The sequence below is a fragment of the Flavobacterium acetivorans genome (assembly GCF_020911885.1).
Lineage (GTDB): Bacteria > Bacteroidota > Bacteroidia > Flavobacteriales > Flavobacteriaceae > Flavobacterium > Flavobacterium acetivorans.
On record NZ_CP087132.1, the window covers coordinates 877,052 to 901,427 of the forward strand.

Consider the following 24,376-nt stretch of genomic DNA (forward strand, 5'->3'; position numbering starts at 1 on the left):
TTTTTTTTATTTATTTTTAGCTCTTTCGTATTGTTTAGGCCATGGAACATCGGCATTTAGTTCTTGGGCAAATGTTAATCCTAAATTGGGATTTCTTAATGATTCTCTGGCAAATAAAACTAAATCGGCTTTTCCGCTAGCGAGGATTTCTTCCGCCTGATCTGATTTTGTAATTAGTCCCACGGCTCCGGTCAATATTCCGGTTTCTTTTTTTATTTGTTCTGCAAAAGGAACTTGGTAATTGGGTCCCAACGGAATTTGCTGATGTGACACCGCTCCACCCGAAGATACATCGATCAAATCGACTCCTTTTTCTTTTAAAATTTTCGAAAGTTGGATTGATTCTTCGATATTCCAGCCGCCATCCGCCCAATCTGTAGCTGATATTCGAACAAATAAAGGCAAGTCTTTTGGCCATTCAGATTGTACCGCTTCCAGAACTTCCATGGTCAAACGGATTCTGTTTTCGAAACTTCTTCCATATTCATCGGTTCTTAAATTAGACAAAGGCGACATGAATTGATGCAATAAATAACCATGGGCAGCATGAATTTCCAGAAGCTGATAACCTGCTTGAACCGCTCTTTTGGTGGCTGCTTTAAAATCGGAAATCACTTTTTGAATACCCGTTTTATCCAAGGCAAACGGAGCCATTTCATTTTCATGAAAGCCTATTGCCGAAGGCGCTACAGTAGCCCATCCTCCATTTTCTACCGCCACCTTTCTTCCGCCATTCCAAGGAGATGCGGAACTGGCCTTGCGTCCGGCATGCGCCAATTGAATTCCGGCAACCGCATTTTGACTTTTGATGAATCGGGTGATTTCCTGCAATTTTTCAATATGTTCATCTTTCCAAATTCCCACATCTTCGGGGGAAATTCGACCTTCTGGGGAAACAGCAGTAGCTTCTTGAATAATCAATCCCGCTCCTCCACTGGCACGACTGCCTAAGTGCACGAGATGCCAATCATTGGCAAAACCATCCTCGGACGAATACTGACACATTGGCGAAATTGCAATTCTGTTTTTAAGCGAAATGCTTTTTATTTGAAGAGTAGAAAATAATTTTGAAGACATAATACGTAATTTTTAAAGTAATTTAAATCTAAAAAAAGGAGTCCTGATTTTCGAAAAAAGTAAAGTTACAGGACATAATTGAAACTAAGGATTCAAATTCGATTTAATTAACAAACTTTTAAAACGCTCTGGAACAATAATTGTCAATAAAACAAATAGAAAACCTTACTTTTGTGAGTTGTAAAAAGAATTAAAATTAAAAAATGGATCTATTTATCAAGCTTTCTCAATTTTTATTGAGCTTATCATTACTTATTATACTTCACGAATTAGGACATTTTATTCCTGCTAAATTATTCAAAACCAGAGTCGAAAAATTCTACTTATTTTTTGACGTGAAATATTCACTTATAAAAAAGAAAATTGGTGAAACCGAATACGGAATCGGTTGGTTACCTCTAGGCGGATATGTAAAAATTTCCGGGATGATTGACGAAAGTATGGATAAGGAACAAATGGCTTTGCCACCACAACCTTGGGAATTCCGTTCTAAACCCGCTTACCAACGTTTGATTATCATGTTGGGTGGAGTTACTGTCAATTTTATTTTGGCTTTCATTATTTATATCGGAATGGCCTTTGCTTATGGCGACACCTATATTGCCAATGCTGATTTGAAAGACGGTCTTTTAATCGAGAACCAAGTCATGCTAAATGCCGGTTTCAAAACGGGTGATAAAATCTTGGCCGTTGATGGCACAAAAATCATCAAGTTTGACAACGACATCAATATGAAAATTATTATGGCCAAAGAGGTTCTGATTGAAAGAAACGGAGTTGAACAGTCTATAAAAATGCCGAATGACTTTGTAGATCAATTATCTAAAATTGAAAAATCACCAATCGTAGGTATCAGAATGCCATTTGCAATCGGTGCCGTAAGTGAGGAATCACCAAATAAAGCATTACAAGCAAAAGATTTAGTCCTTTCTCTAAACGGTCAAAAAGCGAAATACATCGATGAAGCAAAATTGATTTTAGAAAATAATAAAGGAAAAACCATTCCTGCAATTGTATTGCGCAATCAAAAAGAGGAAAGCATCAATGTAAAAGTTTCTAAAGAAGGTACGCTAGGAGTAAATCTAGGTGGCATAAGCATGGAATCATTAGAGAAATTAGGCTACTATAAAGTAAGTAAGCAAGAATTTAGTTTCATGGAATCTATTCCGGTGGGAATTACCAAAGGAAAAGACCAATTAATAGGTTATGGAAAACAATTGAAAATGATTTTCAATCCTGAAACCAAAGCCTACAAACAAGTAGGTGGTTTTAAAGCCATATTTGATATTTTTCCGAGTACATGGAGCTGGGAAGTTTTCTGGTCTATCACGGCTTTACTATCAATTATGCTTGGAGTAATGAACTTATTACCTATTCCGGCGCTTGATGGAGGTCATGTAATGTTTTTATTATACGAAATTATTTCAGGCAAGAAACCGAGCGATAAATTTCTAGAAAACGCCCAAATGGTTGGTTTTGTTTTACTTATAACCCTGCTTTTATTTGCCAATGGAAACGATATTTACAAAGCAATTATTGGCAAGTAAAAAAAATTAAAAAAAGTTTGATTTTTATTTGCAGAAACCAAATGATAGCCTATCTTTGCAACCGCTTAGACGAACAAACAACATCGACGAAAGCACAACAAAACGTTCTTAATTACATTTAAAATATACAGTTTCCTCCTTAGCTCAGTTGGTTAGAGCATCTGACTGTTAATCAGAGGGTCCTTGGTTCGAGCCCAAGAGGGGGAGCTTTCAAAAGCCTGACAGCAATGTCGGGCTTTTTTTGTTTATATTTGAATATGGGACACTTCGTTTATATATTATTCTCCGAAAAATTAGATTCCTATTATGTTGGCGAAACTTCTAATTTACACAATCGTTTAAAATGGCATAATGAAAAAGAATTTTCTAAAGCATACTCAAAAATAACGGACGATTGGGCTATTTTCTATCAAATAGATTGTAATGATATTTCTCAAGCAAGAAAAATTGAAAAACATATCAAAGCCATGAAAAGTAGAATCTATTTCCAGAATTTAAAAATGCATTCTGAAATAAGTGAAAAATTATTAGAAAAATACACCTGATCCAGAGGATCCTTGTCCCGATAGCAATCGGGACGAGCCCAAGAGGGGGAGCTACTGATAGAAAGCCTTTACAGCAATGTAGAGGCTTTTTTGTTTTATGGGTCGAATTATCTATCATCCAGAGCTATTTTGGATCAATGCGAAAAGCTGTGGAATTTCAAAAATTATGCATAAATTGAAGTTGGCCTAAAAGGAAAAAATCAATATTTCTCACTCCTCTGAATCTTGATTTAAAAGCTTCTGTTTTTCTAATTATTCCTTATCCCTCCTAAGTGGTTTTTTGTAGGAATTCGATAAGTGATTTTTAGTGCTTAGGTTGGCTCTTTTTTAGTGTTTTATTGTTGCTTTCCAGTTTTGATACTTCAGTCATACATTATCCATACACTATCCATACACTATCCATGCTTTATCTATGCTTTATCTATGCTTTATCTATGCTTTATCTGTTAGGTGATTTTGTGTTGTTTTTTAGTCTAAAAGCCTGGATTAATGTGTTTTTTCTTACGGTTAAAGACTTTTTAAAAGATTAGCTTATTGCGGCTTAGCAAGTTCAATTTGTCCTACAAAAATGGATAATCGATGGCCTTACTTCAGATCAATTATTGAAGTTATTGAGCGGTAAAAATCAAGCTTAAAAAATAGCTGCCCTGTGCTGAACGAAATTGAATTTTCTGTTTTTCATTGTTCTTTCTTTATCATAAAGACAATATAATCAAAACCGCAATGATTTAAGAAACCTCCTTTTGTTTCTATTTACTCTAAATTAACTTGGTAATATTCCCCTTACCTACGCTTAACGAAATAGTCACTATTTCCATAAAGTCTCATAACCTCTTTCCGATTCCTTCACTGTTTCTTTGTAAAAAATAATTCAAAAAACGAATCATGAAATTTAATTACCTGAAACAACTCGGACTTTTATCTGTCGTAAGCTTAGCGGCTGTAAGTTGCCAAGATGATACTAACGAGAGCAAACCGAATCCTTTGATTGATTTTAACAGCTCATCTATGCCTGCTTTGGTAGTAGCCAAAGAAGGTTTTGAAAACCTAAAGATTACTTCATTAATCAGTAGTACTGATGTATTGGCACAATCACCTGGTTTCGTTTATGGAGCACAACCTGATGGAGCCGGATTTATGAAAGATCCAAGCGGGGACGGTTACATGATGATTACGAACCATGAAATATTAAAATCGGTTTCCAGAGTCTATTTTGACAAAACCTTAAAACCGGTAAAAGGAGATTATATCGTTGACGGAATTGGAGGCATGACCCGTTTGTGTTCTGCAACTTTGGCAACTCCGGCAATTCACGGATTTGGCCCTATGTTTTTAACCGCTGGAGAAAGTGGCGAAGAAAGTATGGTACACGGCATTGATCCTTTCAGCTTAAGCAGCCAAAAAAGCAGAACAGACCGTGTTTTACCAGCCTTAGGTAAAGCGAGTATGGAAAATGCTGTTCCGCTTACAAAAGCAGCTTATTCCGGCAAAACAGTAATTCTTATTGGCGAAGACCAAGGCTATTCAACCGGCCATACCAGTGCTGGACAAGTCATCATGTATGTAAGCGATGTTGTTGGCGACCTTACTAACGGTAAATTATATGCCTTAAAAAGAAATGACGGAGTACAAGCTGAAACTTCCATGACTGTGGGCAACTCTTTTGATGTGTCATTTGTAGAAATTCCGAATGCCAAAAACATAACAGGAGCCGCTATTAATACTGCCGTAAATAATTTAGGTGCCATCCGTTTTTCAAGAGTGGAAGATGTAGATTATAGAAAAGGTTCTGCTAAAAACAACCGAGAGATCTATTTTACAGCTACAGGTCAAGCCAGTGGTGGCGCTCCAGTTGCCGGATACACCATGTGGGGTAGAGTATACAAATTGGTCTTAAACGAGAATAGTCCATTATCAGGAAAACTAGAATTAGTAGTAGAAGGCGATTCTACTCCTGGAACCGGAATCATCAATCCAGATAATATTTGTGTGACTGAGAATTATGTTTACATCCAAGAGGATGGAGATTCTTACTATGCAGATGCAAAACACGACTCTTATATCTGGCAATACAATATTGCTACAAAAGTAAACAAACCATGGTTGACCATGAATCATAAAAGAGACGATGCCGCTTGGAATGCAACCTACAATCAAACCGGAACTACTAAACTGGGAAGTTGGGAATACGGAGCTATGGAAGACATCTCTGATGTGATAGGAGTGCCAAATACATTTATTGTAAACATTCACCCTCATACTTGGCAAAAAGATGCCTTCTTAAATCCTGATGGAAGTGGTGTAAACACCAATAAAGAAGGAGGTCAAACCGTAATTATTAGAAACGTACAAAAATAATTTTTGATACCCATAAACAAAGACAACTCTTTCAAGGGTTGCCTTTGTTTTTATTTTACCTAAAATGAAATTCAGTAAAAGCATTTGTTCCCTAAAAATTATTCTTATTCTCAACTGCACCCTTGCACTGCTGCTCTTGGGTTGTGAAAAAGAATATAGCCGTCTAAGTATCCAAGAGGAACTGCTGGCAGATGTTGAAAAATTTGAACAAAAAACCAATGAATTTCTACAGATTGCCGAAAAAGAAACGGATCAAAAAAAGCTTTGCGAAGCTTTCAAAGCAACTAGACTATCCTATAAAAAAATAGAATGGGCGGTGGAATATTTTACACCAGATCCAGCGCGATTCATTAACGGTCCCGCTTTAGACGAGCTAGAAGTTGCCGAAAATAAATTTTTGCCTCCAAATGGCTTTCAAGTTATAGAAGAACTGTTGTATCCAAATTATGAGCCCAAAAACAATATCGATTTAATTCGAGAAATTAAAATGATTAAGGCTAATTTGAATCAGGTGAAACAAAGTTTGAGCGTAATCACCATTTCGGATGATTTTGTTATAGATGCATCCAAAATGCAAATCAACCGCATTCTTGCACTGGGAATTACTGGATTTGATTCTCCTATCGCTCTGCAATCCATCCCGGAAACAAAAACAAGCTTGAATGCTTTAGGTATTTTGATTGACAAAATGGATTACAAAGGAGAAAAATCAAAACAAATAGAACAAAAAATAAAGGATTTGTGTCTTGAGGCAGAAAAATATTGCCATTCCAATTCGGATTTTAACACTTTCGACAGGGCTTATTTTATCAAGAATTTCTTGAACCCAATCCACAAAAATTTAATTGCATTTCAGAAAACAAATGCTATAAAAAACATAGACAAAAACAATGTGGTAAATCCAAATGCTGCCACTATTTTTGACAAAGATGCCTTTGATGTAAATGCGTTCATTCCTTCAAAAGAATACCAATATACTGCCCAAAAAGCAGCCTTGGGAAAACAACTTTTTAATGAAAATTCCTTTTCTAAGGACAAGACTAGAAATTGTGCCTCTTGTCATAATCCCGATTTGGCATTTACAGATAATTTAAAAACCAACAATTCCTTACAAGGAGGTCGCCTGAGTCGAAACACACCCACTTTAACGTATGCATCCTTGCAAAACGCCCAGTTTTGGGACATGCGTCAATTAGACCTAGAGAAACAAAGTACTGATGTCATTCAAAATAAAGAGGAGATGCATGGCAACATATCGGATATTATGGCACATTTAAATAAAGATAAAAACTATCTGAAGTCATTTCAGTCGGCATTCCCAAAATCCAAAAAAATAGAGCAATGGCAAATTCAAAATGCCTTGGCGAGTTATATTCGTTCCCTAAATGCATTCGACAGTAAATTTGACAAATACATTCGCGGAGAATCCAATGATTTTACTTTCGAAGAAAAACTAGGTTTTAATCTGTTTTCAGGCAAAGCCAAATGTGCTACTTGTCATTTCATTCCCCTATTCAACGGAACAGTTCCTCCAAAATTTAATAAAACCGAACACGAGATCATTGGTACACCAGCAGAAAAAAACAGTTTAAAAATAAGCCCCGATTTAGGAAGATACATCCAATACCAAATGCCTCAATTAAAAAACGCGTTCAAAACACCAACCGTTAGAAACGTTGCGATAACAGCGCCTTACATGCATAACGGTGTATTCTCTACTTTAGAAGAAGTAATCGATTTTTACAATAAAGGCGGAGGTCAAGGCTCTGGAACAATCGTTGAAAATCAAAGCTTGTCTTCTGATCAACTAAACCTTACCGAAAAAGAAAAAAAGGCATTAGTTGCTTTTATGGAAACACTAACTGATGAAAAATACCAACACTAGCTCCTAAAAGCTTCTTTAAAGCTTAAAAAAATAAACGTTGTTTTTATTTGCTACTCTATTGTTCTAAGAGTAGCCCCTTAAAAGACCGTCCTTCTGGATGGTCTTTTTTCATTTCCGATAAAATAATCCTCCAAAATCCTAAAAAAAAGCCAGCCAATGATTTTCTTTTACTATCTTTAAATCAAGCACCTACCAAAAAAACAAAATCATGGATAAACTCAAATTCTTATTGCTGCCTTTCTTTTTTTTAAATTGCCAAGCACAACCCAATCCAAATGACATCCCTCTTCAAGAGGAGTTAAAGAACTATAAACTAGAAACCGTCGCTAACGGAATTCCTATTCCTTGGGGAATGGCCTGGACTCCAGATGGCAGCCTATTAGTCACTGAAAAAAGTGGTTTACTATACCGTATCAAAAACGGTCGAAAAGCACAAATAAAAAACGTGCCTGAAGTTTATAATCAGGGACAAGGCGGTTTACTTGACATTGCCTTACATCCCAATTATACTAAAAACGGCTGGATTTACCTGACACTAGCCTCCAGCGAAGGCACGGGCAAAGGCGGCAACACTCGACTCATTCGCGCCCAACTCAAAAATGAAAGCCTGATCAATATTCAATCACTTTATAAATGCTCACCCAACACTACTAAAGGCCAGCATTTTGGTTCCCGAATCGTTTTTGACAATGCCGGATATTTGTATTTTTCGGCAGGAGAACGCGGAGATCATTTTATTAATCCACAAGACATCAGCAGGGACAATGGGAAAATATACCGCCTTAATGATGACGGAAGCATTCCAAAAGACAATCCATTTGTAGGAAAGCAAGGCAGTAAAGAAGCAATTTATTCCTATGGACACCGCAACCCTCAAGGTTTAGCCAAAAATCCGTTTACGGGTGCTATTTGGGAACACGAACATGGACCCAAAGGAGGCGATGAAATCAACATCATAAAAAAAGGAGCCAATTATGGCTGGCCTATTGTTACCTATGGAATCGATTATGACGGCAGTGACATCAGTACTAAAACAGAAAAAAAAGGGATTGAAAATCCAATCTATTATTGGGTGCCCTCAATTGCCCCAAGCGGAATGGCATTTGTAACCTCTGACCGGTATCCTGATTGGAAAGGACATTTACTTGTGGGCTCCTTAAAATTCCAATATCTGGAACTGCTAAAATTAAACGGAAATAAAATCATTGGAAGACAAAAAATAGCTACAGATATTGGGCGCTTGCGCAATGTCGCTCAAGGTCCGGATGGCTATATTTATCTGGCTGTGGAGAACAAAGGAATTTTAAAAATAGTCCCTAATAAATAGATGTTAAGAATACTATACTAATAAATCTCTCGTTCATTAAAAGCTTTACCTTTGTATTAAATCGAAGATTATTTTTATGAAAAATTCCGCAATCGCCTTCATTATATGTATCACTTTATTTAGCATTTCCAGTTGTAACAAAGGCAAAGCTGCAGACGATGTAAACTCAAAAAAACAACCAGAAACAGAAACGGCTGTAAGCCCTAATGTTGTAAATAAAAAAGCAGTTACCACAATCGACACAGCCGATTACAACAAAAGAATGTTACATCTCAGTAATAAAGACACTACTGGCAGATGGCCTGTCAAAACTCCATATCCGCTTAACGGCGCAATATTGCCTTATCATAGAATTATAGCCTATTACGGTAATCTTTATTCTAAAAGAATGGGGATTCTAGGAGAACTTCCAAGAGCAGAGATGATTCAAAAATTACAGGGCGAAGTGGCAAAGTGGCAAGCCGCAGATTCTACCATGAAGGCTATTCCCGCTTTGCACTATATCGCAGTAACTGCCCAAGGTGCACCCGGAAAAGATAATATGCACCGCATGCGCATGCCTTTTAAACAAATAGACACTATTTTAGACTGGGCAAAACCTATTGATGCTTTAGTATTTCTGGATATCCAAGTGGGACATAGCTCCCTAAAAACCGAAGTTAGCGAACTTGAAAAATATTTAAAATTACCTCAGGTTCACTTAGGAATCGATCCTGAATTTTCATTGAAAAATGGAGAAGTTCCTGGCACTAAAATTGGCAGTTTTACCGCTGATGATGTCAATGACGCTATTGATATTCTCGCAAAAATTGTCCGTGAAAATAAGTTGGCACCTAAAGTACTTGTGATACATCGCTTTACCCAAGGTATGCTCACCAATTACAAAAAAATAAAAACAGTTCCAGAAGTACAAGTTGTGATTGATATGGATGGTTTTGGCAGTAAAATTCTAAAAAGATCGACTTATTTAAGTTACATCTATAGAGAGCCAATTCAGTTTACAGGCTTTAAATTATTTTATAAAAATGATACTAAAAACAACCCAAACGGCCTGTACACTCCAGAGGAACTTCTGAAATTTACTCCAAAACCCGTTTACATTCAATACCAATAAATTGGGAAATCTTAAAATTTGAAGTATGAAAAAATCTGTATTTTTCTTTTTTATTTGTATTTCTCTAGTTCTTAGTTGCCAAAAAAAAGAAGCCGAAATCAACAAGGACATTTCCAAAGTATCTTCCATTAGCAAGAAAAAAATGGAAGCTAAGTTATTGATGGCTAATTCAGCCACCATACTATCCAAAAAAGAAGTTCCGGTATTATGCTACCACCGCATCCGGAAAATTCTACCCGGAGACAGTAGCGACATGAAAACCTATTCCGTTACTCCAGAGGCTTTTGCCGAACAAATGAAAGCCTTGCATGATAATGGCTATCAAACCATCTTGCCGGACCAACTCTATGATTATTTGGTTTATGATACACCATTGCCTACTAAGCCTGTCATGATTACATTTGACGATACCCGTGAGGAACAATTCACCATAGGAGCTACAGAAATGAAAAAACAAGGTTTAAAAGGAGTCTTTTTTATAATGACTGTCTCCATTAACCGTCCTAACTATATGACAAAAGATCAAATTAAAAGTTTAGCTGATAATGGACATGTGATAGCAGCTCATACTTGGGATCACCACATGGTCACTAAATATTCAGATGAGGATTGGAATACCCAATTGCTAAAACCTAAAAAGAAACTGGAAGAAATCATTGGTAAACCGGTGCCATATTTCGCTTATCCTTTTGGATTATGGGACAAAGAAGCTATTCCTGAGGTAAAAAAAGCCGGTTATAAAATGGCATATATCCTTTCTGCCAAAAGAGATTCGATTGATCCGCTTTATACTATTAGACGCATTATAGTCCCTGGAGGCTGGTCAGCTGAATCACTTTTAAAAAATATGGAAAGTAGTTTTAAAAATTAGTAGCAAAGCTGACTTCATAAAAAAATAGCCCTGTTTTATCATTCTCGAATAAAACAGGGCTTTTTTATTATAACAACAAAAACAGCTTATCTATTAGACAACCAAGCTTTTGGATCAGTATAAGTTGTATTCTGTGAAAGTAAAAACTTAAGTACTGTTTTACCCGTTTCACTACTGGTTCTTATTCTACCTAAACTTTGTTTTTCATTCACTTTATCCCCTTTACTTACAGATACTGAGCTCAAGTTTTGATAAACCGTAAAATAATCTCCGTGTTGGACTACCACTGCTTTATTTATTGGAGATAAAACAATAACACTGGTCACTTCTCCTCCAAAAACCGCTCTTGCCATGGCGCCATCATTGGTGGTAATTTCTAATCCACTGTTATTGATCACCAAAGTACTGTATACAGGATGCGCCTGGCTACCATAACCCAGTGAAACAAATCCTTTTTCTACAGGCCAAGGTAATCGTCCTTTATTCGCTCTAAAACTATCAGCGATTAGTTTAGATTCTGGTGTCAATTCTATTCTGGAAGAAGAAACGGGTGCTTTGGCTGCCGCTGCCGCAACTTCTTTAGGACTTGCTTTAGAATTATTAGCTAAGGCTTTTGCTTTCGCTCTTTCTAAAGCCGCTTTTCTATTTGCTTCAGCAATCGCTTCACGTATTAAACGATCAATTTGTTTTTCAATTGTTTTCGCTTCTCTTTGCTTCTTTCTAATGTCAGATACAATTCGGTTTTTATCTTTCTTAATTGCATTGACTAGCTTTTCTTGCTCTTTCTTCTCTACTTCAAGAGCTGCTCTTTCTTTTTTATTTTCGGCCAATAGTTTTTGTTTGGCTACTTTTTGAACGTTTAATTTATCATTGTAAGCTGCCAATTCAGTAGACTTACCCTTGATTTCTTCTCCTTGATTTTTTCTAAAACTAGTATATTGTTTAAGATATTGCGCTCTTTTATAAGCCTGCAAAAAATTCTCCGATGACAATATGAACATCGCCCTACTTTGTTCAGAACGGCTTTTATATGATTTTACTATCATCTTAGCATAATCTTCTTTAAGAACCTCTAATTCTCTATTAAGTTTATTGATTGCCAACTGATTGATGTACATGTCATTTGCCAAAAGTTTGGTTTGTCTTTCGGTTGTATTAATCAGGATTTCTTTCAGTCTTATTTTGTTTTTTTGAATCGTGTAAATATTCACCGCTGATTTTTCCTTTGATTTCACAGACTGCAATAACTTTTCGTTATCTCTTATTTCCTGTTGAATCTGGGCTTTTCGCTGTTCTAGCTTTTCTTGTTGAGAAGACTGACTCCACATAACTGAAGTCATGCATAAAAATAGTAGGCTTAGGAGAAATTTTGGCATCTTAAAAAAATGTTTTTTTGCAAATTTACTTAATTATAACTCTTTTGTACCCATTTGGTACACTATATGGAAAAGAAAGTTCTTCATTGAAAGAAATAGTGTTATAATCTAAATTGATTTCTGTTTTTCCTTTCTTTTGATAGGTGTTTATCATAACACTTGTGGGGATAACAACTTCGTTAAATACTTTATTGTTAGCATAAGCCACTTGAATCATTCTACCCTCGGCCGTTTGGGTTATTTCCTGCTTTTTTATACTGAAATTATCCGAATCTAAATAGAAGGTTTTTTTGGTATTCTCATTATCTACATCATCCAATCGGTACAAATGTTCTACTAAGGATTCTGTGTATTTTCCTTCCTTCAAATCGTCCAAGGCCTCACCAACTAATAGGTTTTGGATTTTATTATAATCCAAATCAGTACCTAACCATTGACTTAAAGAACTGAAATCTCCTTCAAAATAAGTGCCTTTTATTTTTTCATAATAGCCCACTGCAGTAGGAGTTATGGAAGCTTTGGCCATGGTGATTCCCAAAAAACGGATGCTTACCAATATTTGCTCGTCCTTCTTTATTTTTATCTCAGCGGTAACATTTTGTGTTTGCTTGTCATCGGCATATCTCGCATCGGCTTTAATGTATAATGTAGAAAAATCATTTTTATTGTTGTAATGATTTTCTATTATTTTCTTTGCCTTCATATAAGTCACCGGAGTAGTTGCTGAGGCTACTACTGCCTTTGATTTACAGGAAACCATAATAATGACTACTAATAGTCCTGCTAAACATTTTTTCATTTAAATTTTATTTTTTTAATAATTGATTGGCTTTAGAAAAATAAAACTCTTTTTTCTTTACATCTCCCAAACCATTAAAGGCTTCTCCCAGTTGAATATTGAAATTTATTTCCAATGTTTTATCGTCAACCAGATAATCCAATCCCATTTCTAATATGTCTTTCGCTTTTTTAAATTGCTTCAACTGATTGTAAGCCAATCCTGAATAATAATAAAACTGCGGCTGAGTTGGGAATAAATCTACCATATTGATTGCTCTTTTGCTTAGCAATTCAAATTGTTGTGTTTCGGCATAGGCCTGAAACAATAGCAAATTGGTTTCGATATCGGTCTCAGTACTTTTTGAAATCGCTTTGTCATAATACCCAATCGCTCTATCCCATTGTTTCTTATTGTGATAAAACTTCCCTATTTCTTTGGCCACATTCACTTCTGGATCATTATCAAAATAACTAACCGCCTTTTCTAAATCGGCTGTGAATTGAGGGTTTTTATTAGTGAAAATCAAAAACTCATTCAAGATTCGGTGTTTTATTTTAGAATCTATTTTACTGCTTGCCAAAGCTATATTCATTGCTTTTACCGCTTTTTCTCCGTCATTATTTTCTAAATGACTTTTAAATAAACTCAGCTGCGCCCATTCAGAAGTAGGAATTGCCGTTTCCAGTTTTCGTACCGTTTCCAGCATTTTATCGGTTTCATTATTTTTAGAGTACCAATAAATCAGAGAAATATAATTCGATTCCTCTTTGGGATTATTCTTTATTTGCTCTAATAAATTAGCTATTTCTACATTTTGATATTTTCCTTGAGACAAAATTTGAGTCTTGTAGGATTCCCTGCGTTCTGATTTTCCAAACGTAGCATTGAGTTCGTTAATCAGTTCTAATGCCTTGTCAAACTGACTCGTACTCATGTAAAGTGAGGCCAAATCTTCTTTGAATCTGGGGTCAAATTCGATCAGCTTTTGAATGGTAATAATACCGCGATTGAAATCCTTTGTGGCATAATCCACGTCGTACAAGCCTATCCAAAACCATTTGTTAGTAGGATCAATTTTTGTGGCTTTTTCAAAAGAAATATAGGCATTTTTATAGTCTTTGGAAGCCAAATAATTTTTCCCTAATTCGAAATGAACCGTTGCATTTTCCGGTTCTATGGCCAAACATTTTTCTAAAGCCAAAATCGCTTTATCATAGTTTTCAATTCCTTTTTGTTTAAGTGACTCGTAAAAAAATTCCTGAAATTTATCCGTATTCAGCTTTATGTCTTCCGGCTCGGTTTGTGCCCATAGCAAAGCTGAATTGCTTAGCAAAACCGAGAATAGAATTAATAATGCTGAAACCTTTTTCATTGTCTTTTTATAAAATTCAAAAACCTTACCGGAAATTGAAATCAAATAATTATTCCAATACCGAATAATCCCCAATGCTGATACTGGTGAAATTACCGTCAAAACTCGCATGGTTACCAATCATGGCATTGTCTAAATTAGCATTTTTTATGTGGGCATGTGTTTGAACCAAGCTGTTTTTTATCGTACTATCTACCACATGACATCCTTTGCCTAAAGAAACATTTGGTCCAACCGTTGCATTGATCAACACCACATCTTCTCCAATATAACAAGGTGGGATGATAGTTGCATTTTCTAGTTTCACGCTGGGCGCAACAAGATTTACACCATCATTGTGTAAGAAGTTCAACATTCTGGAATTAGTTTCCACAGTTACATCTTTGTTCCCGCAATCCATCCAAGCACTTACTTCACCTGTTTTAAATATTTTTCCATTTGCCATCATGTTTTTGATCCCATCATTAATTTGGTATTCACCACCATTTTGGATATTATTATCTAAAACATTTTGCAATTCATCTTTTAATACCGCAATATCTTTAAAATAGTAAATCCCGATAACGGCCAAATCACTCACAAATTCCTGTGGTTTTTCTACCAATTCGATAATCTCACTATTTTCGTTCAATTTCACAACTCCAAAAGCCTCTGGGTTTTCAATTTGTTTTACCCAAATTACCGAATCAGCAGCGGGATCTAATTCAAAATCAGCTCTAATTAAAGTATCTGCGTAAGCAATTACGGCTGGTCCAGAAAGTGAATCTTTGGCACACATAATGGCGTGGCCTGTTCCAAGAGCTTCATTTTGATAATAAATGGTTCCTTTGGCTCCTAATTTTTCAGCAATGGCAATTAAATCCTGTTCTACTTTTTCTCCAAAACTTTCATGGATAATAAAAGCTATTTCTTCAATATCTTGATTTAAAACAGCTGCAATATCTTCTACTAATCGGTGTACAATTGGTTTTCCTGCAACCGGAATTAATGGCTTAGGAATAGTTAATGTATGTGGACGTAGACGCGAACCGCGTCCTGCCATTGGTACAATTATTTTCATTAAATATTTTTTTAAACGCAAAGTTCACGAAGTCCTTCGACAAGCTCAGGATGACACGCAAAGTTCACGAAGTTTATTTATTTCTATTTTTTTTAATAGTAAAACTGAATACTGATCACTGTAAACTGCTATTATTTCACTCCTGTGCTACCAAATCCGCCTTCGCCTCTTGATGTTTCCGTTAATTCCTGAACTTCAATCCAGTCTGCACGTTCGTGTTTTGCAATAATCAATTGGGCAATACGTTCCCCGTTTTGAATCACAAAATCCTGATTGGATAAATTTACTAAAATCACGCCTATTTCCCCGCGATAATCGGCATCAATAGTTCCGGGACTGTTTAAGACCGTTATTCCGTTTTTGAAAGCCAGTCCGCTTCTTGGTCTTACTTGCGCTTCATAACCTATGGGCAATTCCATAAAAAGACCTGTTTTTACAATGGTTCTTTCTAAAGGCTGTAATGTTATCGATTCGGTAAGATTGGCTCTTAAATCCATTCCAGCCGAAGCTATGGTTTCATAGTTAGGCAAAGCATGTTGTGATTTATTGATAATGTTTATGTTCATTTTGTGTTTTTTATGATAAATTGGGAATCAGTCATGACATCTGGTAGGGACAAGTCACGACTTGTCCCTACGAATAATTTTTACGTTTTATAATTTTGATTAATATTTCTTTTTCGTTGTAATAAATAAAATACAGGAATATGATTAATAACGCAATTCCTACGAAGTAATTCTCTCTAAAACCGTAAAAAGATACCACAGAGAAAAATATGGATAGCGAAAGATAGGCTCCTATTTTTTTTAAATCATAAGGAATCGGATAATATTTATTGCCCAGATAGTAGGAAATGAGCATCATACTTCCATAAGCAGCAATAGTTGCAATGGCCGACCCCATATAACTCATTGATGGAATCAACAAATAATTAAGCGCCAAAGTAATTAGCGCTCCTACTATTGAAATATAAGCACCAATATAAGTCTTATCGATCAATTTATACCAAACAGAAAGATTCGTGTAAATCCCCAAAAAGAAATTGGCCAAAATAATTAAAGGAACCACTTTCATTGCAACCCAATAGGAACTGTCACGAATCATCAACAATTTAAAAAGATCAGCAAATACAATTACCGACAATAAAATAAAAGAACCAAAGATGACAAAGTATTTGGTTACCATCGCATAAGTCTGTGGCGCATTTTTATCTGAGGCATGGCTAAAGAAAAAAGGTTCAATTCCCAAAGTATAAGCCGTACGGTACAAAACCATAAACAAACCTAATTTATAACAAGCCGAATAGACACCCACTTCTGCTTCGGCAATATTGGGCGGTAATAATTTAGACAAAAGAATTTTATCAAATTGTTCATTAATAGCAAAGGCAATTCCGGCAACCATGATGGGCATTCCATAACGCATCATTTTTTTCCATAATTGGAAATCAAATTTCCATTTTAAATACACATAATCAGGGGAAATTGCTACAAAAGTCAATAAACTGGCTATAATATTAGCCAGGAAAATATATCCCATTTGAAAATTCTCTACATACAAAGAACTCACAAAACCATCTGGGTTTACCTCTGTCAATTTAGGAAAATAAAGCAAAAACAGTACACTTAGTATCAAATTTACCAGCACATTCCCAATTTTAATGATCGCGTATACCATTGGTTTTTGATACGCTCTTAATTTTGAAAAAGGTATAATAACTAAAGCATCCAGAGCCAGAATCCAAATAGTATAAGAGATATACTGAGAATCTATTCCAGACCATACCGCTAAAGTATTGCGAAATAACAAAGCGGCAAATAAAAAGAGTATTGTAGTCCAAAAAATAGAAACCATAGAGGTTTCCAGCACCGACTTTTTATCTTTTTCATTGTTGTAGAACCTGAAAAAAGCTGTTTCCATTCCATAAGCCAAAATAACATTGAAAAAGATCATGTAGGCAAAAATAACGGATACTTTTCCATACTCGGCCTTTGGCAATAAATCGGTATAAAGCGGAACCAATAAGAAGCTGAACATTCGCGGTAAAACCGTCGCGAGTCCATATATGGCTGTTTGTTTAAAAAGATTTTTATATAATCCCAAAATGCTGTCTCTTATTAATTTCTAGGAAACAAAAATAACTAAATCTTTGGTTTATTCCTTCAAGGATGAACAATGATTGGTTTTTCTTTTACACCGGCGATTTTGTAGTAAAATGTTTTTGTTTTTAATTTATATTCCAATACCGCTTCCGTTGGTTTTAAATCAAATTTTGGTGGTACAATCACAGGTGCCTTATTTCCATATTCCTTTAAGGAATCACTATCTAAAATGAAGTCTTGCTGCGCTTGATTAGGATAAAAATGAGCCACAAAAACTTTTTCACTTTTCATTTCCAGCTTGGCTTGCTCATGGCGAAAATAGATGGTATCCAAAAACATCCCTTCCTTAATCGGATTCTTCAATTCAATAAAAAAATCCAAGACTTGATTAGATTTATCCTGTCCTGCATTTTGCCTTTGAAAATAAACCGCCGCTATTTCTTGGGGGAAATCCTTTTGATCAGTTGGTTTACATCCACAAGAAAACAGACTAAAAGTGATCAAAACTAAGAAAATACTTTTTGTAATAAGTCTCATTTACAATTGATTTAGGATATGCCTTCTTCGTTTAATATCTTTAAAAAGTGAAATCCTCTAGGAGCATAACCTTGGTTGTAATAAAATCGATGTGCTTTGAAATTTCCGGTAAATGCATCCAAAACTATCATCGAACAATTCATTTCTTTGGCCTTTTGGTCAACATAATCCGTCATCATTTTACCAATACCTTTCGAACGATGATCTGGATGGACTATAAAATTATCGATTTCTAAATACTTTCCAGACCACAGTTTAGTACCGGACCATAAACCACTTATACCTACGCAAATCTCATTTTCAAAAACAGCTATTTGTTGGTAATTACGTGGAATCATTTCCTGCAGATAGGATTCGTATTTCTCAAACGAAAATTTAGGATACAGATGCTTCATCATCTCAATTTGATCCAGCATCTCCTCTTGGGTAGTCAATTCTTTAATGTACAAGTGCATATTCTTTAATGAATAAATTTAAACATTAAAATTAATCAAAAAAAACACGACAATCCTTTCCACTAGACAATAGTTATTGTTATATATAAAAGTTTATTATTTATAATTAGTAGTCTGATTACCTGTAACAGGACTTTTGTCAAGTCTAATCTTTAAATCAAAATCGACTTTTTCTACAGCATTATTTTTTATAAAATTAGGACAAAATAAATTATTCATTACCAAAAAAATACCGCGATGGTTCCCCATCCTTAAGATTTTATGTTCAATATCATCTAATGATAAAGCATATTTAGCAACTTTAATTCTTTTTACCTGAAAAATAGTTTTTTCATTAATTTTCTCTAAATTCATAATTAAAACATAAGCATTATAAATATTAGTCCAAAAAATTCCTTTCAACTCATCATTGTTTAAAAAAGAGTGTAATTTTTTATCTTTTACAAAATAAAGCTCTCTTCTGAGCAATGAAGTATCATATCCCAATTTTACACTCAATAAAATACTTTCAGACAAGCGAATTAAAGAATTATCCATACCTAATAGCATTAAAATTAGCAAATTAATTTCGTAAATGTAAACTTTTATTTACAAATAACTACAGGTATTTATACTTGGTTTGTACCAATAAAAAAAGAGCCAACAAAATGTTGGCTCTTTTTTTATTGGTATGAATGCTACTTATTTTTTCAAATATTCACATTTTAAACTTTAAAATTTGAATCTTATTATCCTTTCAACGCTTCTGCTCCACCAACAATCTCCAAGATTTCATTAGTAATAGCAGCCTGACGGGCTTTGTTGTAAGTTAATTTCAATTGATTTCTCAATTCAGTTGCATTATCAGTTGCTTTATGCATAGCAGTCATACGAGCACCATGTTCTGAAGCAAATGAATCTCTGATCCCTTTATACAATTGTGTTTTCAATGATTTTGGAATCAAAGTCAATACAATTTCTTCTTTTGAAGGTTCAAAAATATAATCGCTCGCTGAAAGATTTAAGTCCGTTTTTAAGGGTGCTAATGGTAAAAACTGCTCTGTTTGAACAATTTGAGTAGCAGCATTTTTAAACTGATTGTAAATCAATTCTATTTTATCATATTCACCCGAAACAAATTTTTGAGTTAATGTTTCTGCAATAGCAGCCACATTATCAAAAGTCAAATTGTCATAAACAGCACTTTGATTGTCAACAACTGTATTTGTCTTGCTCAAAACATCGTTTCCTTTTTTACCAATGGCAAAAATATCAACTTGTTTCCCAGCATAAAATGCAGAGCGATTTTTAGCTTCCTTAATTATATTAGTGTTAAAAGCACCACACAAACCTCTGTTAGAAGTGATAGCAACAACCAATACTTTTTTTACCTCACGTTGAGTGGTAAATTCTCCACCAATATCACCGTCTAGTGTAGCGGAAAGATTTTGTAATAATTCCGTTAATTTTTCGGCATAAGGGCGCATGGCTGTAATTGCATCTTGAGCTTTCTTAAGCTTAGCTGCAGAAACCATTTTCATCGCAGATGTAATTTGCATCGTTGATGAAACGGAAGTAATTCTATTACGGATTTCCTTTAAATTTGCCATTTTATTTATTGTGAAAAGTGAGAAATGAAAAGCGAATAGTTTAGAACTACTCCCTTTTCACTATTCACTAGTATTAGTTATATTTTGCTGAAACTTCTTTTGCTACAGATTGAATTACATCCGTAATTTCGTCTGTTAACTTCCCTGCTTTCAAAGCATCAAGTGTAGCTCTGTGCTTGTTGTTCATGAATTCTAAGAATTCTTTCTCAAATTCTTTCACTTTTTCAACAGGAACATTTTTCAATAAGTTTTTAGAACCAGCGTAGATAATTGCTACTTGGTCTTCAACCGTATAAGGATCATTCAAACCTTGTTTCAAGATTTCAACGTTTCTTTTCCCTTTTTCAATTACGTTCAATGTAACAGCATCAAGATCAGAACCAAATTTAGCAAAGGCTTCCAATTCACGGAATTGAGCCTGGTCTAATTTTAAAGTACCTGATACTTTTTTCATTGATTTAATTTGAGCATTACCTCCAACACGAGATACTGAGATACCTACGTTAATTGCCGGACGAACTCCTGAGTTAAACAAATCTCCATCAAGGAAAATTTGACCATCAGTAATCGAAATTACGTTTGTTGGGATATATGCAGAAACGTCACCAGCCTGAGTTTCGATAATTGGTAAAGCTGTCAATGAACCACCACCTTTAACGATTCCTTTGATAGAATCTGGTAAATCATTCATGTTTTTAGCAATTCCGTCATCAGCAATTACTTTACAAGCACGCTCTAATAAACGAGAGTGTAGGTAAAAAACGTCTCCAGGATATGCCTCACGTCCCGGTGGTCTTCTTAATAAAAGAGAAACCTCACGGTAAGCAACAGCTTGTTTAGATAAATCATCATAAACAATTAAAGCCGGACGACCTGAATCTCTAAAATATTCTCCAATTGCAGCACCTGCGAAAGGAGCATAAACTTGCATTGGAGCTGGATCAGAAGCATTAGCAGCAACGATAACTGTGTAAGCCATTGCACCTTTTTCTTCTAACATTTTAGCAATTCCTGCTACTGTCGAAGCTTTTTGCCCGATAGCAACATATATACAGAACACAGGTTTTCCTGCATCGTAAAATTCTTTTTGATTTAAGATGGTATCAATACAAACAGTTGATTTACCTGTTTGACGGTCACCAATAACCAATTCACGTTGTCCACGACCAACCGGGATCATAGCATCTACTGCTTTTACACCTGTTTGTAATGGTTCAGTTACCGGCTGACGGAAGATAACTCCAGGAGCTTTTCTTTCTAATGGCATTTCGTATAAGTCTCCACCAATTGGTCCTTTTCCATCAATTGGAAAACCAAGAGTGTTTACTACACGTCCTACCATTTGCTCACCTACTTTAAGAGAAGCGATACGTTGTGTTCTTTTTGCAGTAGAACCTTCTTTGATTCCTGTTGATGGTCCTAAAAGTACCACCCCAACATTGTCCTCTTCAAGATTCAATACAATAGCCTCAAGACCATTGTCAAATTCTACTAACTCACCATATTGAACATTTGAAAGCCCGTAAATACGAGCAATACCATCTCCAACTTGAAGTACTGTTCCTACTTCTTCTAGCGTAGCGCCAGATTCGAAACCTTCTACTTGCTTTCTTAATATTGCTGAAATTTCAGCAGGTTTGATTTCCGCCATCTTAATTTATAATTTAGACACTTTAACGTGCGATAAAACTAGTTACTTAATTCTCTTTTTAATACTTGTAATCTATTAGCAACAGAAGCATTGTACTCCTTATCACCAATTCTTAAAATAAATCCTCCAATAATAGATGGATCTATCGTATTTACTATTGTAATTTTTTTATTTGAAAATTCTTTGATTTTTTCAGAAACTTTTGCTTCTAAAACGGAATCCATTGGAGTTGCTGTAGTTACTTTTACTACTTGATATCCATTGTTTTCATCTGATAAAAGAATGTATTGAGAAACAACATCTCCTAAAATTTCAAATCTTTTGTTTTCGAATAATAAACGGAAAAGACTTTTAGTCACTCCTGTTGTACTCGCAAAAACTTCTGTCAAAGCACTTTCCTTAACACTAACCGAAATGGTAGGATTTTGAATAAAATTATTCAATTCCTCATTTCCATTGATTGTTGAAGAAATTAAAGCCATGTCTTTATAAACTTCTTGCTCATTTCCTGCAGAAATAGCTAAGTCTAAGAATGCTTTTGCATAACGAATTGCTGCTCTAGTTCCTGACATAATTTTAGTTTAATTTTACGTCACCTAACATTTTCTCAACTAATTTAGTTTGAGCTTCTTTATTAGATAATTCGTCTTTCAATAATTTCTCTGCAATATTAAGTGACAAAGTAGAAACCTGAGTTTTCAATTCAGCCATAGCCGCATTTTTCTCCGCTTCAATAGCCGCTTTGGCTTGTGCTATCAATCGCTCTCCTTGAACTTGCGCTTCTTTTTTAGAATCAGCAATCATTTTGTCTCTCATATCACGAGCTTCTTTTAACAAAGCATCACGTTCTATTCTTGCTTCTTGTAAGATGCGCTCATTGTCAGCAGTTAAATTCTGCATTTCTAAACGAGCAGCCTCAGCAGATGCTAAAGCATTATTAATAGATTCTTCACGACCTTTTACCGCTCCCAAAATTGGTTTCCAGGCAAATTTTCTTAAAAGAAGAAAGAAAACAAAGAAAATGATCGATGTCCAAAAAATTAAACTCTCCGGTGCTGTAAGATTCATATAGGTATATTTAAAATAATTTTTTCATTTTAGAAATAAAAACTTCCTGTAGCCAACCGCCACAGGAAATTTTAATTTTTAATTACTTTGCAATTAAAGCAACAACAACTGCGAAAAGTGCAACACCTTCAATAAGTGCAGCAGCAATAATCATAGCAGTTTGGATTTTTCCAGCAGCTTCTGGCTGACGAGCAATTGCATCCATTGCAGATCCACCAATTTTTCCAATTCCAAGACCTGCTCCGATTACAGCTAATCCAGCTCCGATTCCAGCTAATACCATAATAATAAATTTATATAGTTAATAATTAATAAAACTCTGATTAATGATGATCATGCTCTGCTACAGCCTGACCAATAAATAATGCTGACAACAGTGTAAACACGTATGCTTGTAAAGCTGCCACTAACATTTCTAATACACTCATGAATAAAACGAAGGCTCCTGAGATAGGAGAAACCCATACCGTTTCAAAAATGAAGATTAACGAAAACAAACTTAAGATAATAATATGTCCTGCAGTGATGTTAGCAAATAAACGAATCATCAATGCAAAAGGTTTTGTCAACATCCCAATGATTTCAACAGGAATCATAATTGGGTATAATGCTTTTGGTACCGGCGGAGTCAAAATATGCTTCCAGTAATCTTTGTTTCCACTGAAAGAAGTTACAAGGAAAGTGATCAAAGCCAATACAAAAGTAAAGTAAATATTTCCGGTTAAGTTTGAACTGAATGGGAAAAACGGAATCAAACCAATAAGGTTGTTAATCCAAATAAAGAAAAAGATAGTCAAAAGATACGGCATGTATTTAGCGTACTTTTTTGTACCAATATTTGGAATTGCAATTTCATCTCTAACAAATACCACCAATGGCTCTAAGAAACCTGCGATTCCTTTTGGCGCTAATTGATTTTTTCCATAAGAACGGGCTACAGCAAAAAACAACAAGAACAAAACGATTGCCGACATCATCATAGAGAAAACATTCTTTGTGATGGAAAAATCCAAAGGTCTGGCATCAAATTCAAATGCTCCGTTTTTTCTTTGCTCTTCTGTTAAACTTTCAAATTTATCAGCGTAAAAAATAATTTCATTGTAACGAACTAAACGTTGTCCGTTTACAGAAACCACATGTTCTCCTGAATTATCATGGTGAAATTGCTCTGCAGAGAAAATTTCCAAACCATTATTTGTCCATAAAATTACAGGCAAATAAAAAGAAATTGGGTGTCCGCCAATGTCAGCGATATGAAACTCATGAGAATCCCCAATATGGGAATTAATCAATTCAGTCGCATTAAATTCTTTTTCTTCGTGCGCTACTTGAACGCCATGCTCCGCAACAGCTTCATTAACAACTGGAATACTATCAACCCCAGGATTTGCAAATCCAAAGTAAGGAATACTGGCTACTAAAGCAACTAATAAGAACTGAACAGGTTTATTTGAAAATACCATTATTAAATTGTGTGTCTAATTTTACGTTTCAAAATTTTTTGCAAAGGTACATAATTTATTCACAATTGAAAATATATCATTTTGTTTTTAGATGTTATATTCCAATTAAATGACTTTGTTTTAAAAAAACGAGCATTTATTGTTTGTTTATTAAGCGAATCGCGAAAAAAGTTTCGAAAAACAAAAACAAAAAATAAG

At 35.0% G+C, this 24,376-nt stretch carries 23 protein-coding genes and 1 tRNA gene; 8 read left to right on the forward strand and 16 right to left on the reverse strand.

What is annotated here, in order from left to right:
* Nucleotides 1-6: 6 nt before the first annotated feature.
* Complete coding sequence (locus tag LNP19_RS03925; RefSeq protein WP_230063510.1) at nucleotides 7-1,077, reverse strand: NADH:flavin oxidoreductase/NADH oxidase; 1,071 nt, start codon at nucleotides 1,075-1,077, stop codon at nucleotides 7-9.
* A gap of 203 nt (nucleotides 1,078-1,280) precedes the next feature.
* Here LNP19_RS03925 and rseP point away from each other — a divergent pair, with 203 nt between their 5' ends.
* The 8 genes from rseP to LNP19_RS03965 all read left to right on the forward strand — a co-directional run bounded on the left by rseP (nucleotide 1,281) and on the right by LNP19_RS03965 (nucleotide 10,724).
* On the forward strand, nucleotides 1,281-2,624 hold the full coding sequence (rseP, locus tag LNP19_RS03930) for an RIP metalloprotease RseP (protein ID WP_230063511.1): 1,344 nt from the start codon (nucleotides 1,281-1,283) through the stop codon (nucleotides 2,622-2,624).
* A gap of 133 nt (nucleotides 2,625-2,757) precedes the next feature.
* Nucleotides 2,758-2,831, forward strand: a tRNA-Asn gene (locus LNP19_RS03935).
* A 20-nt stretch (nucleotides 2,832-2,851) separates the two neighbouring features.
* Nucleotides 2,852-3,169, forward strand: a complete 318-nt coding sequence (locus LNP19_RS03940) for a GIY-YIG nuclease family protein (RefSeq protein ID WP_230063512.1) — start codon at nucleotides 2,852-2,854, stop codon at nucleotides 3,167-3,169.
* An 885-nt stretch (nucleotides 3,170-4,054) separates the two neighbouring features.
* Nucleotides 4,055-5,527 carry a PhoX family protein gene (locus tag LNP19_RS03945; protein WP_230063513.1) on the forward strand — a complete coding sequence of 491 codons (1,473 nt, stop codon included), beginning with the start codon at nucleotides 4,055-4,057 and terminating at the stop codon, nucleotides 5,525-5,527.
* A gap of 64 nt (nucleotides 5,528-5,591) precedes the next feature.
* A complete protein-coding gene (locus LNP19_RS03950) occupies nucleotides 5,592-7,412 on the forward strand; it encodes a cytochrome c peroxidase (protein WP_230063514.1) in 1,821 nt (606 codons plus the stop codon).
* Between the two features lie 208 nt (nucleotides 7,413-7,620).
* Nucleotides 7,621-8,739 (forward strand): PQQ-dependent sugar dehydrogenase, encoded by a 1,119-nt coding sequence (locus LNP19_RS03955; RefSeq protein ID WP_230063515.1) that lies wholly within the window; start codon nucleotides 7,621-7,623, stop codon nucleotides 8,737-8,739.
* 76 nt (nucleotides 8,740-8,815) lie between these two features.
* Nucleotides 8,816-9,853, forward strand: coding sequence for a hypothetical protein (locus LNP19_RS03960; RefSeq protein ID WP_230063516.1), 1,038 nt, complete (start codon nucleotides 8,816-8,818; stop codon nucleotides 9,851-9,853).
* Nucleotides 9,854-9,878: 25 nt separating this feature from the next.
* On the forward strand, nucleotides 9,879-10,724 hold the full coding sequence (locus LNP19_RS03965; protein WP_230063517.1) for a polysaccharide deacetylase family protein: 846 nt from the start codon (nucleotides 9,879-9,881) through the stop codon (nucleotides 10,722-10,724).
* 86 nt (nucleotides 10,725-10,810) lie between these two features.
* On the opposite strand, the gene LNP19_RS03970 is transcribed toward LNP19_RS03965, so the two are convergent.
* The 15 genes from LNP19_RS03970 to atpB all read right to left on the reverse strand — a co-directional run bounded on the left by LNP19_RS03970 (nucleotide 10,811) and on the right by atpB (nucleotide 24,178).
* Nucleotides 10,811-12,100 (reverse strand): murein hydrolase activator EnvC family protein, encoded by a 1,290-nt coding sequence (locus tag LNP19_RS03970; RefSeq protein WP_230063518.1) that lies wholly within the window; start codon nucleotides 12,098-12,100, stop codon nucleotides 10,811-10,813.
* A 25-nt stretch (nucleotides 12,101-12,125) separates the two neighbouring features.
* Nucleotides 12,126-12,899, reverse strand: coding sequence for a lipoprotein insertase outer membrane protein LolB1 (gene lolB1 / locus LNP19_RS03975; protein ID WP_230063519.1), 774 nt, complete (start codon nucleotides 12,897-12,899; stop codon nucleotides 12,126-12,128).
* A 7-nt stretch (nucleotides 12,900-12,906) separates the two neighbouring features.
* Nucleotides 12,907-14,253, reverse strand: a complete 1,347-nt coding sequence (locus tag LNP19_RS03980) for a tetratricopeptide repeat protein (protein WP_230063520.1) — start codon at nucleotides 14,251-14,253, stop codon at nucleotides 12,907-12,909.
* A 49-nt stretch (nucleotides 14,254-14,302) separates the two neighbouring features.
* Nucleotides 14,303-15,313, reverse strand: a complete 1,011-nt coding sequence (locus tag LNP19_RS03985; protein ID WP_230063521.1) for a sugar nucleotidyltransferase — start codon at nucleotides 15,311-15,313, stop codon at nucleotides 14,303-14,305.
* Between the two features lie 131 nt (nucleotides 15,314-15,444).
* Nucleotides 15,445-15,879: a dUTP diphosphatase gene (gene dut / locus LNP19_RS03990; RefSeq protein ID WP_072940518.1), complete on the reverse strand. Its 435-nt coding sequence runs from the start codon at nucleotides 15,877-15,879 to the stop codon at nucleotides 15,445-15,447.
* Between the two features lie 67 nt (nucleotides 15,880-15,946).
* Complete coding sequence (locus tag LNP19_RS03995; RefSeq protein WP_230063522.1) at nucleotides 15,947-17,416, reverse strand: lipopolysaccharide biosynthesis protein; 1,470 nt, start codon at nucleotides 17,414-17,416, stop codon at nucleotides 15,947-15,949.
* A gap of 59 nt (nucleotides 17,417-17,475) precedes the next feature.
* Nucleotides 17,476-17,952: a hypothetical protein gene (locus LNP19_RS04000; RefSeq protein ID WP_230063523.1), complete on the reverse strand. Its 477-nt coding sequence runs from the start codon at nucleotides 17,950-17,952 to the stop codon at nucleotides 17,476-17,478.
* Between the two features lie 11 nt (nucleotides 17,953-17,963).
* The gene (locus LNP19_RS04005) at nucleotides 17,964-18,407 is read right to left on the reverse strand and encodes a GNAT family N-acetyltransferase (protein WP_230063524.1); all 444 of its coding nucleotides are present in this window, start codon (nucleotides 18,405-18,407) and stop codon (nucleotides 17,964-17,966) included.
* Nucleotides 18,408-18,503: 96 nt separating this feature from the next.
* Nucleotides 18,504-18,944 carry a DUF547 domain-containing protein gene (locus LNP19_RS04010; RefSeq protein ID WP_230063525.1) on the reverse strand — a complete coding sequence of 147 codons (441 nt, stop codon included), beginning with the start codon at nucleotides 18,942-18,944 and terminating at the stop codon, nucleotides 18,504-18,506.
* A 191-nt stretch (nucleotides 18,945-19,135) separates the two neighbouring features.
* On the reverse strand, nucleotides 19,136-19,996 hold the full coding sequence (atpG, locus tag LNP19_RS04015) for an ATP synthase F1 subunit gamma (protein ID WP_230063526.1): 861 nt from the start codon (nucleotides 19,994-19,996) through the stop codon (nucleotides 19,136-19,138).
* A gap of 73 nt (nucleotides 19,997-20,069) precedes the next feature.
* Nucleotides 20,070-21,647, reverse strand: coding sequence for a F0F1 ATP synthase subunit alpha (atpA, locus tag LNP19_RS04020; protein ID WP_230063527.1), 1,578 nt, complete (start codon nucleotides 21,645-21,647; stop codon nucleotides 20,070-20,072).
* Nucleotides 21,648-21,685: 38 nt separating this feature from the next.
* Entirely contained in the window at nucleotides 21,686-22,219 is a 534-nt protein-coding gene (gene atpH / locus LNP19_RS04025) for an ATP synthase F1 subunit delta (protein ID WP_230063528.1), read from the reverse strand.
* A 4-nt stretch (nucleotides 22,220-22,223) separates the two neighbouring features.
* Nucleotides 22,224-22,715 carry a F0F1 ATP synthase subunit B gene (locus tag LNP19_RS04030; RefSeq protein ID WP_230063529.1) on the reverse strand — a complete coding sequence of 164 codons (492 nt, stop codon included), beginning with the start codon at nucleotides 22,713-22,715 and terminating at the stop codon, nucleotides 22,224-22,226.
* 82 nt (nucleotides 22,716-22,797) lie between these two features.
* Complete coding sequence (gene atpE, locus LNP19_RS04035; protein WP_031453874.1) at nucleotides 22,798-22,998, reverse strand: ATP synthase F0 subunit C; 201 nt, start codon at nucleotides 22,996-22,998, stop codon at nucleotides 22,798-22,800.
* A 40-nt stretch (nucleotides 22,999-23,038) separates the two neighbouring features.
* Nucleotides 23,039-24,178 carry a F0F1 ATP synthase subunit A gene (gene atpB, locus LNP19_RS04040; protein ID WP_230063530.1) on the reverse strand — a complete coding sequence of 380 codons (1,140 nt, stop codon included), beginning with the start codon at nucleotides 24,176-24,178 and terminating at the stop codon, nucleotides 23,039-23,041.
* Nucleotides 24,179-24,376: the final 198 nt, after the last annotated feature.

Bases quoted from the DNA above. Each gene is read 5' to 3' on its own strand.
- LNP19_RS03925 (WP_230063510.1), bottom strand. From the start codon at position 1,077: ATGTCTTCAAAATTATTTTCTACTCTTCAAATAAAAAGCATTTCGCTT.
- rseP (WP_230063511.1), top strand. From the start codon at position 1,281: ATGGATCTATTTATCAAGCTTTCTCAATTTTTATTGAGCTTATCATTA.
- LNP19_RS03940 (WP_230063512.1), top strand. From the start codon at position 2,852: ATGTCGGGCTTTTTTTGTTTATATTTGAATATGGGACACTTCGTTTAT.
- LNP19_RS03945 (WP_230063513.1), top strand. From the start codon at position 4,055: ATGAAATTTAATTACCTGAAACAACTCGGACTTTTATCTGTCGTAAGC.
- LNP19_RS03950 (WP_230063514.1), top strand. From the start codon at position 5,592: ATGAAATTCAGTAAAAGCATTTGTTCCCTAAAAATTATTCTTATTCTC.
- LNP19_RS03955 (WP_230063515.1), top strand. From the start codon at position 7,621: ATGGATAAACTCAAATTCTTATTGCTGCCTTTCTTTTTTTTAAATTGC.
- LNP19_RS03960 (WP_230063516.1), top strand. From the start codon at position 8,816: ATGAAAAATTCCGCAATCGCCTTCATTATATGTATCACTTTATTTAGC.
- LNP19_RS03965 (WP_230063517.1), top strand. From the start codon at position 9,879: ATGAAAAAATCTGTATTTTTCTTTTTTATTTGTATTTCTCTAGTTCTT.
- LNP19_RS03970 (WP_230063518.1), bottom strand. From the start codon at position 12,100: ATGCCAAAATTTCTCCTAAGCCTACTATTTTTATGCATGACTTCAGTT.
- lolB1 (WP_230063519.1), bottom strand. From the start codon at position 12,899: ATGAAAAAATGTTTAGCAGGACTATTAGTAGTCATTATTATGGTTTCC.
- LNP19_RS03980 (WP_230063520.1), bottom strand. From the start codon at position 14,253: ATGAAAAAGGTTTCAGCATTATTAATTCTATTCTCGGTTTTGCTAAGC.
- LNP19_RS03985 (WP_230063521.1), bottom strand. From the start codon at position 15,313: ATGAAAATAATTGTACCAATGGCAGGACGCGGTTCGCGTCTACGTCCA.
- dut (WP_072940518.1), bottom strand. From the start codon at position 15,879: ATGAACATAAACATTATCAATAAATCACAACATGCTTTGCCTAACTAT.
- LNP19_RS04000 (WP_230063523.1), bottom strand. From the start codon at position 17,952: ATGAGACTTATTACAAAAAGTATTTTCTTAGTTTTGATCACTTTTAGT.
- LNP19_RS04005 (WP_230063524.1), bottom strand. From the start codon at position 18,407: ATGCACTTGTACATTAAAGAATTGACTACCCAAGAGGAGATGCTGGAT.
- LNP19_RS04010 (WP_230063525.1), bottom strand. From the start codon at position 18,944: ATGGATAATTCTTTAATTCGCTTGTCTGAAAGTATTTTATTGAGTGTA.
- atpG (WP_230063526.1), bottom strand. From the start codon at position 19,996: ATGGCAAATTTAAAGGAAATCCGTAATAGAATTACTTCCGTTTCATCA.
- atpA (WP_230063527.1), bottom strand. From the start codon at position 21,647: ATGGCGGAAATCAAACCTGCTGAAATTTCAGCAATATTAAGAAAGCAA.
- atpH (WP_230063528.1), bottom strand. From the start codon at position 22,219: ATGTCAGGAACTAGAGCAGCAATTCGTTATGCAAAAGCATTCTTAGAC.
- LNP19_RS04030 (WP_230063529.1), bottom strand. From the start codon at position 22,715: ATGAATCTTACAGCACCGGAGAGTTTAATTTTTTGGACATCGATCATT.
- atpE (WP_031453874.1), bottom strand. From the start codon at position 22,998: ATGGTATTAGCTGGAATCGGAGCTGGATTAGCTGTAATCGGAGCAGGT.
- atpB (WP_230063530.1), bottom strand. From the start codon at position 24,178: ATGGTATTTTCAAATAAACCTGTTCAGTTCTTATTAGTTGCTTTAGTA.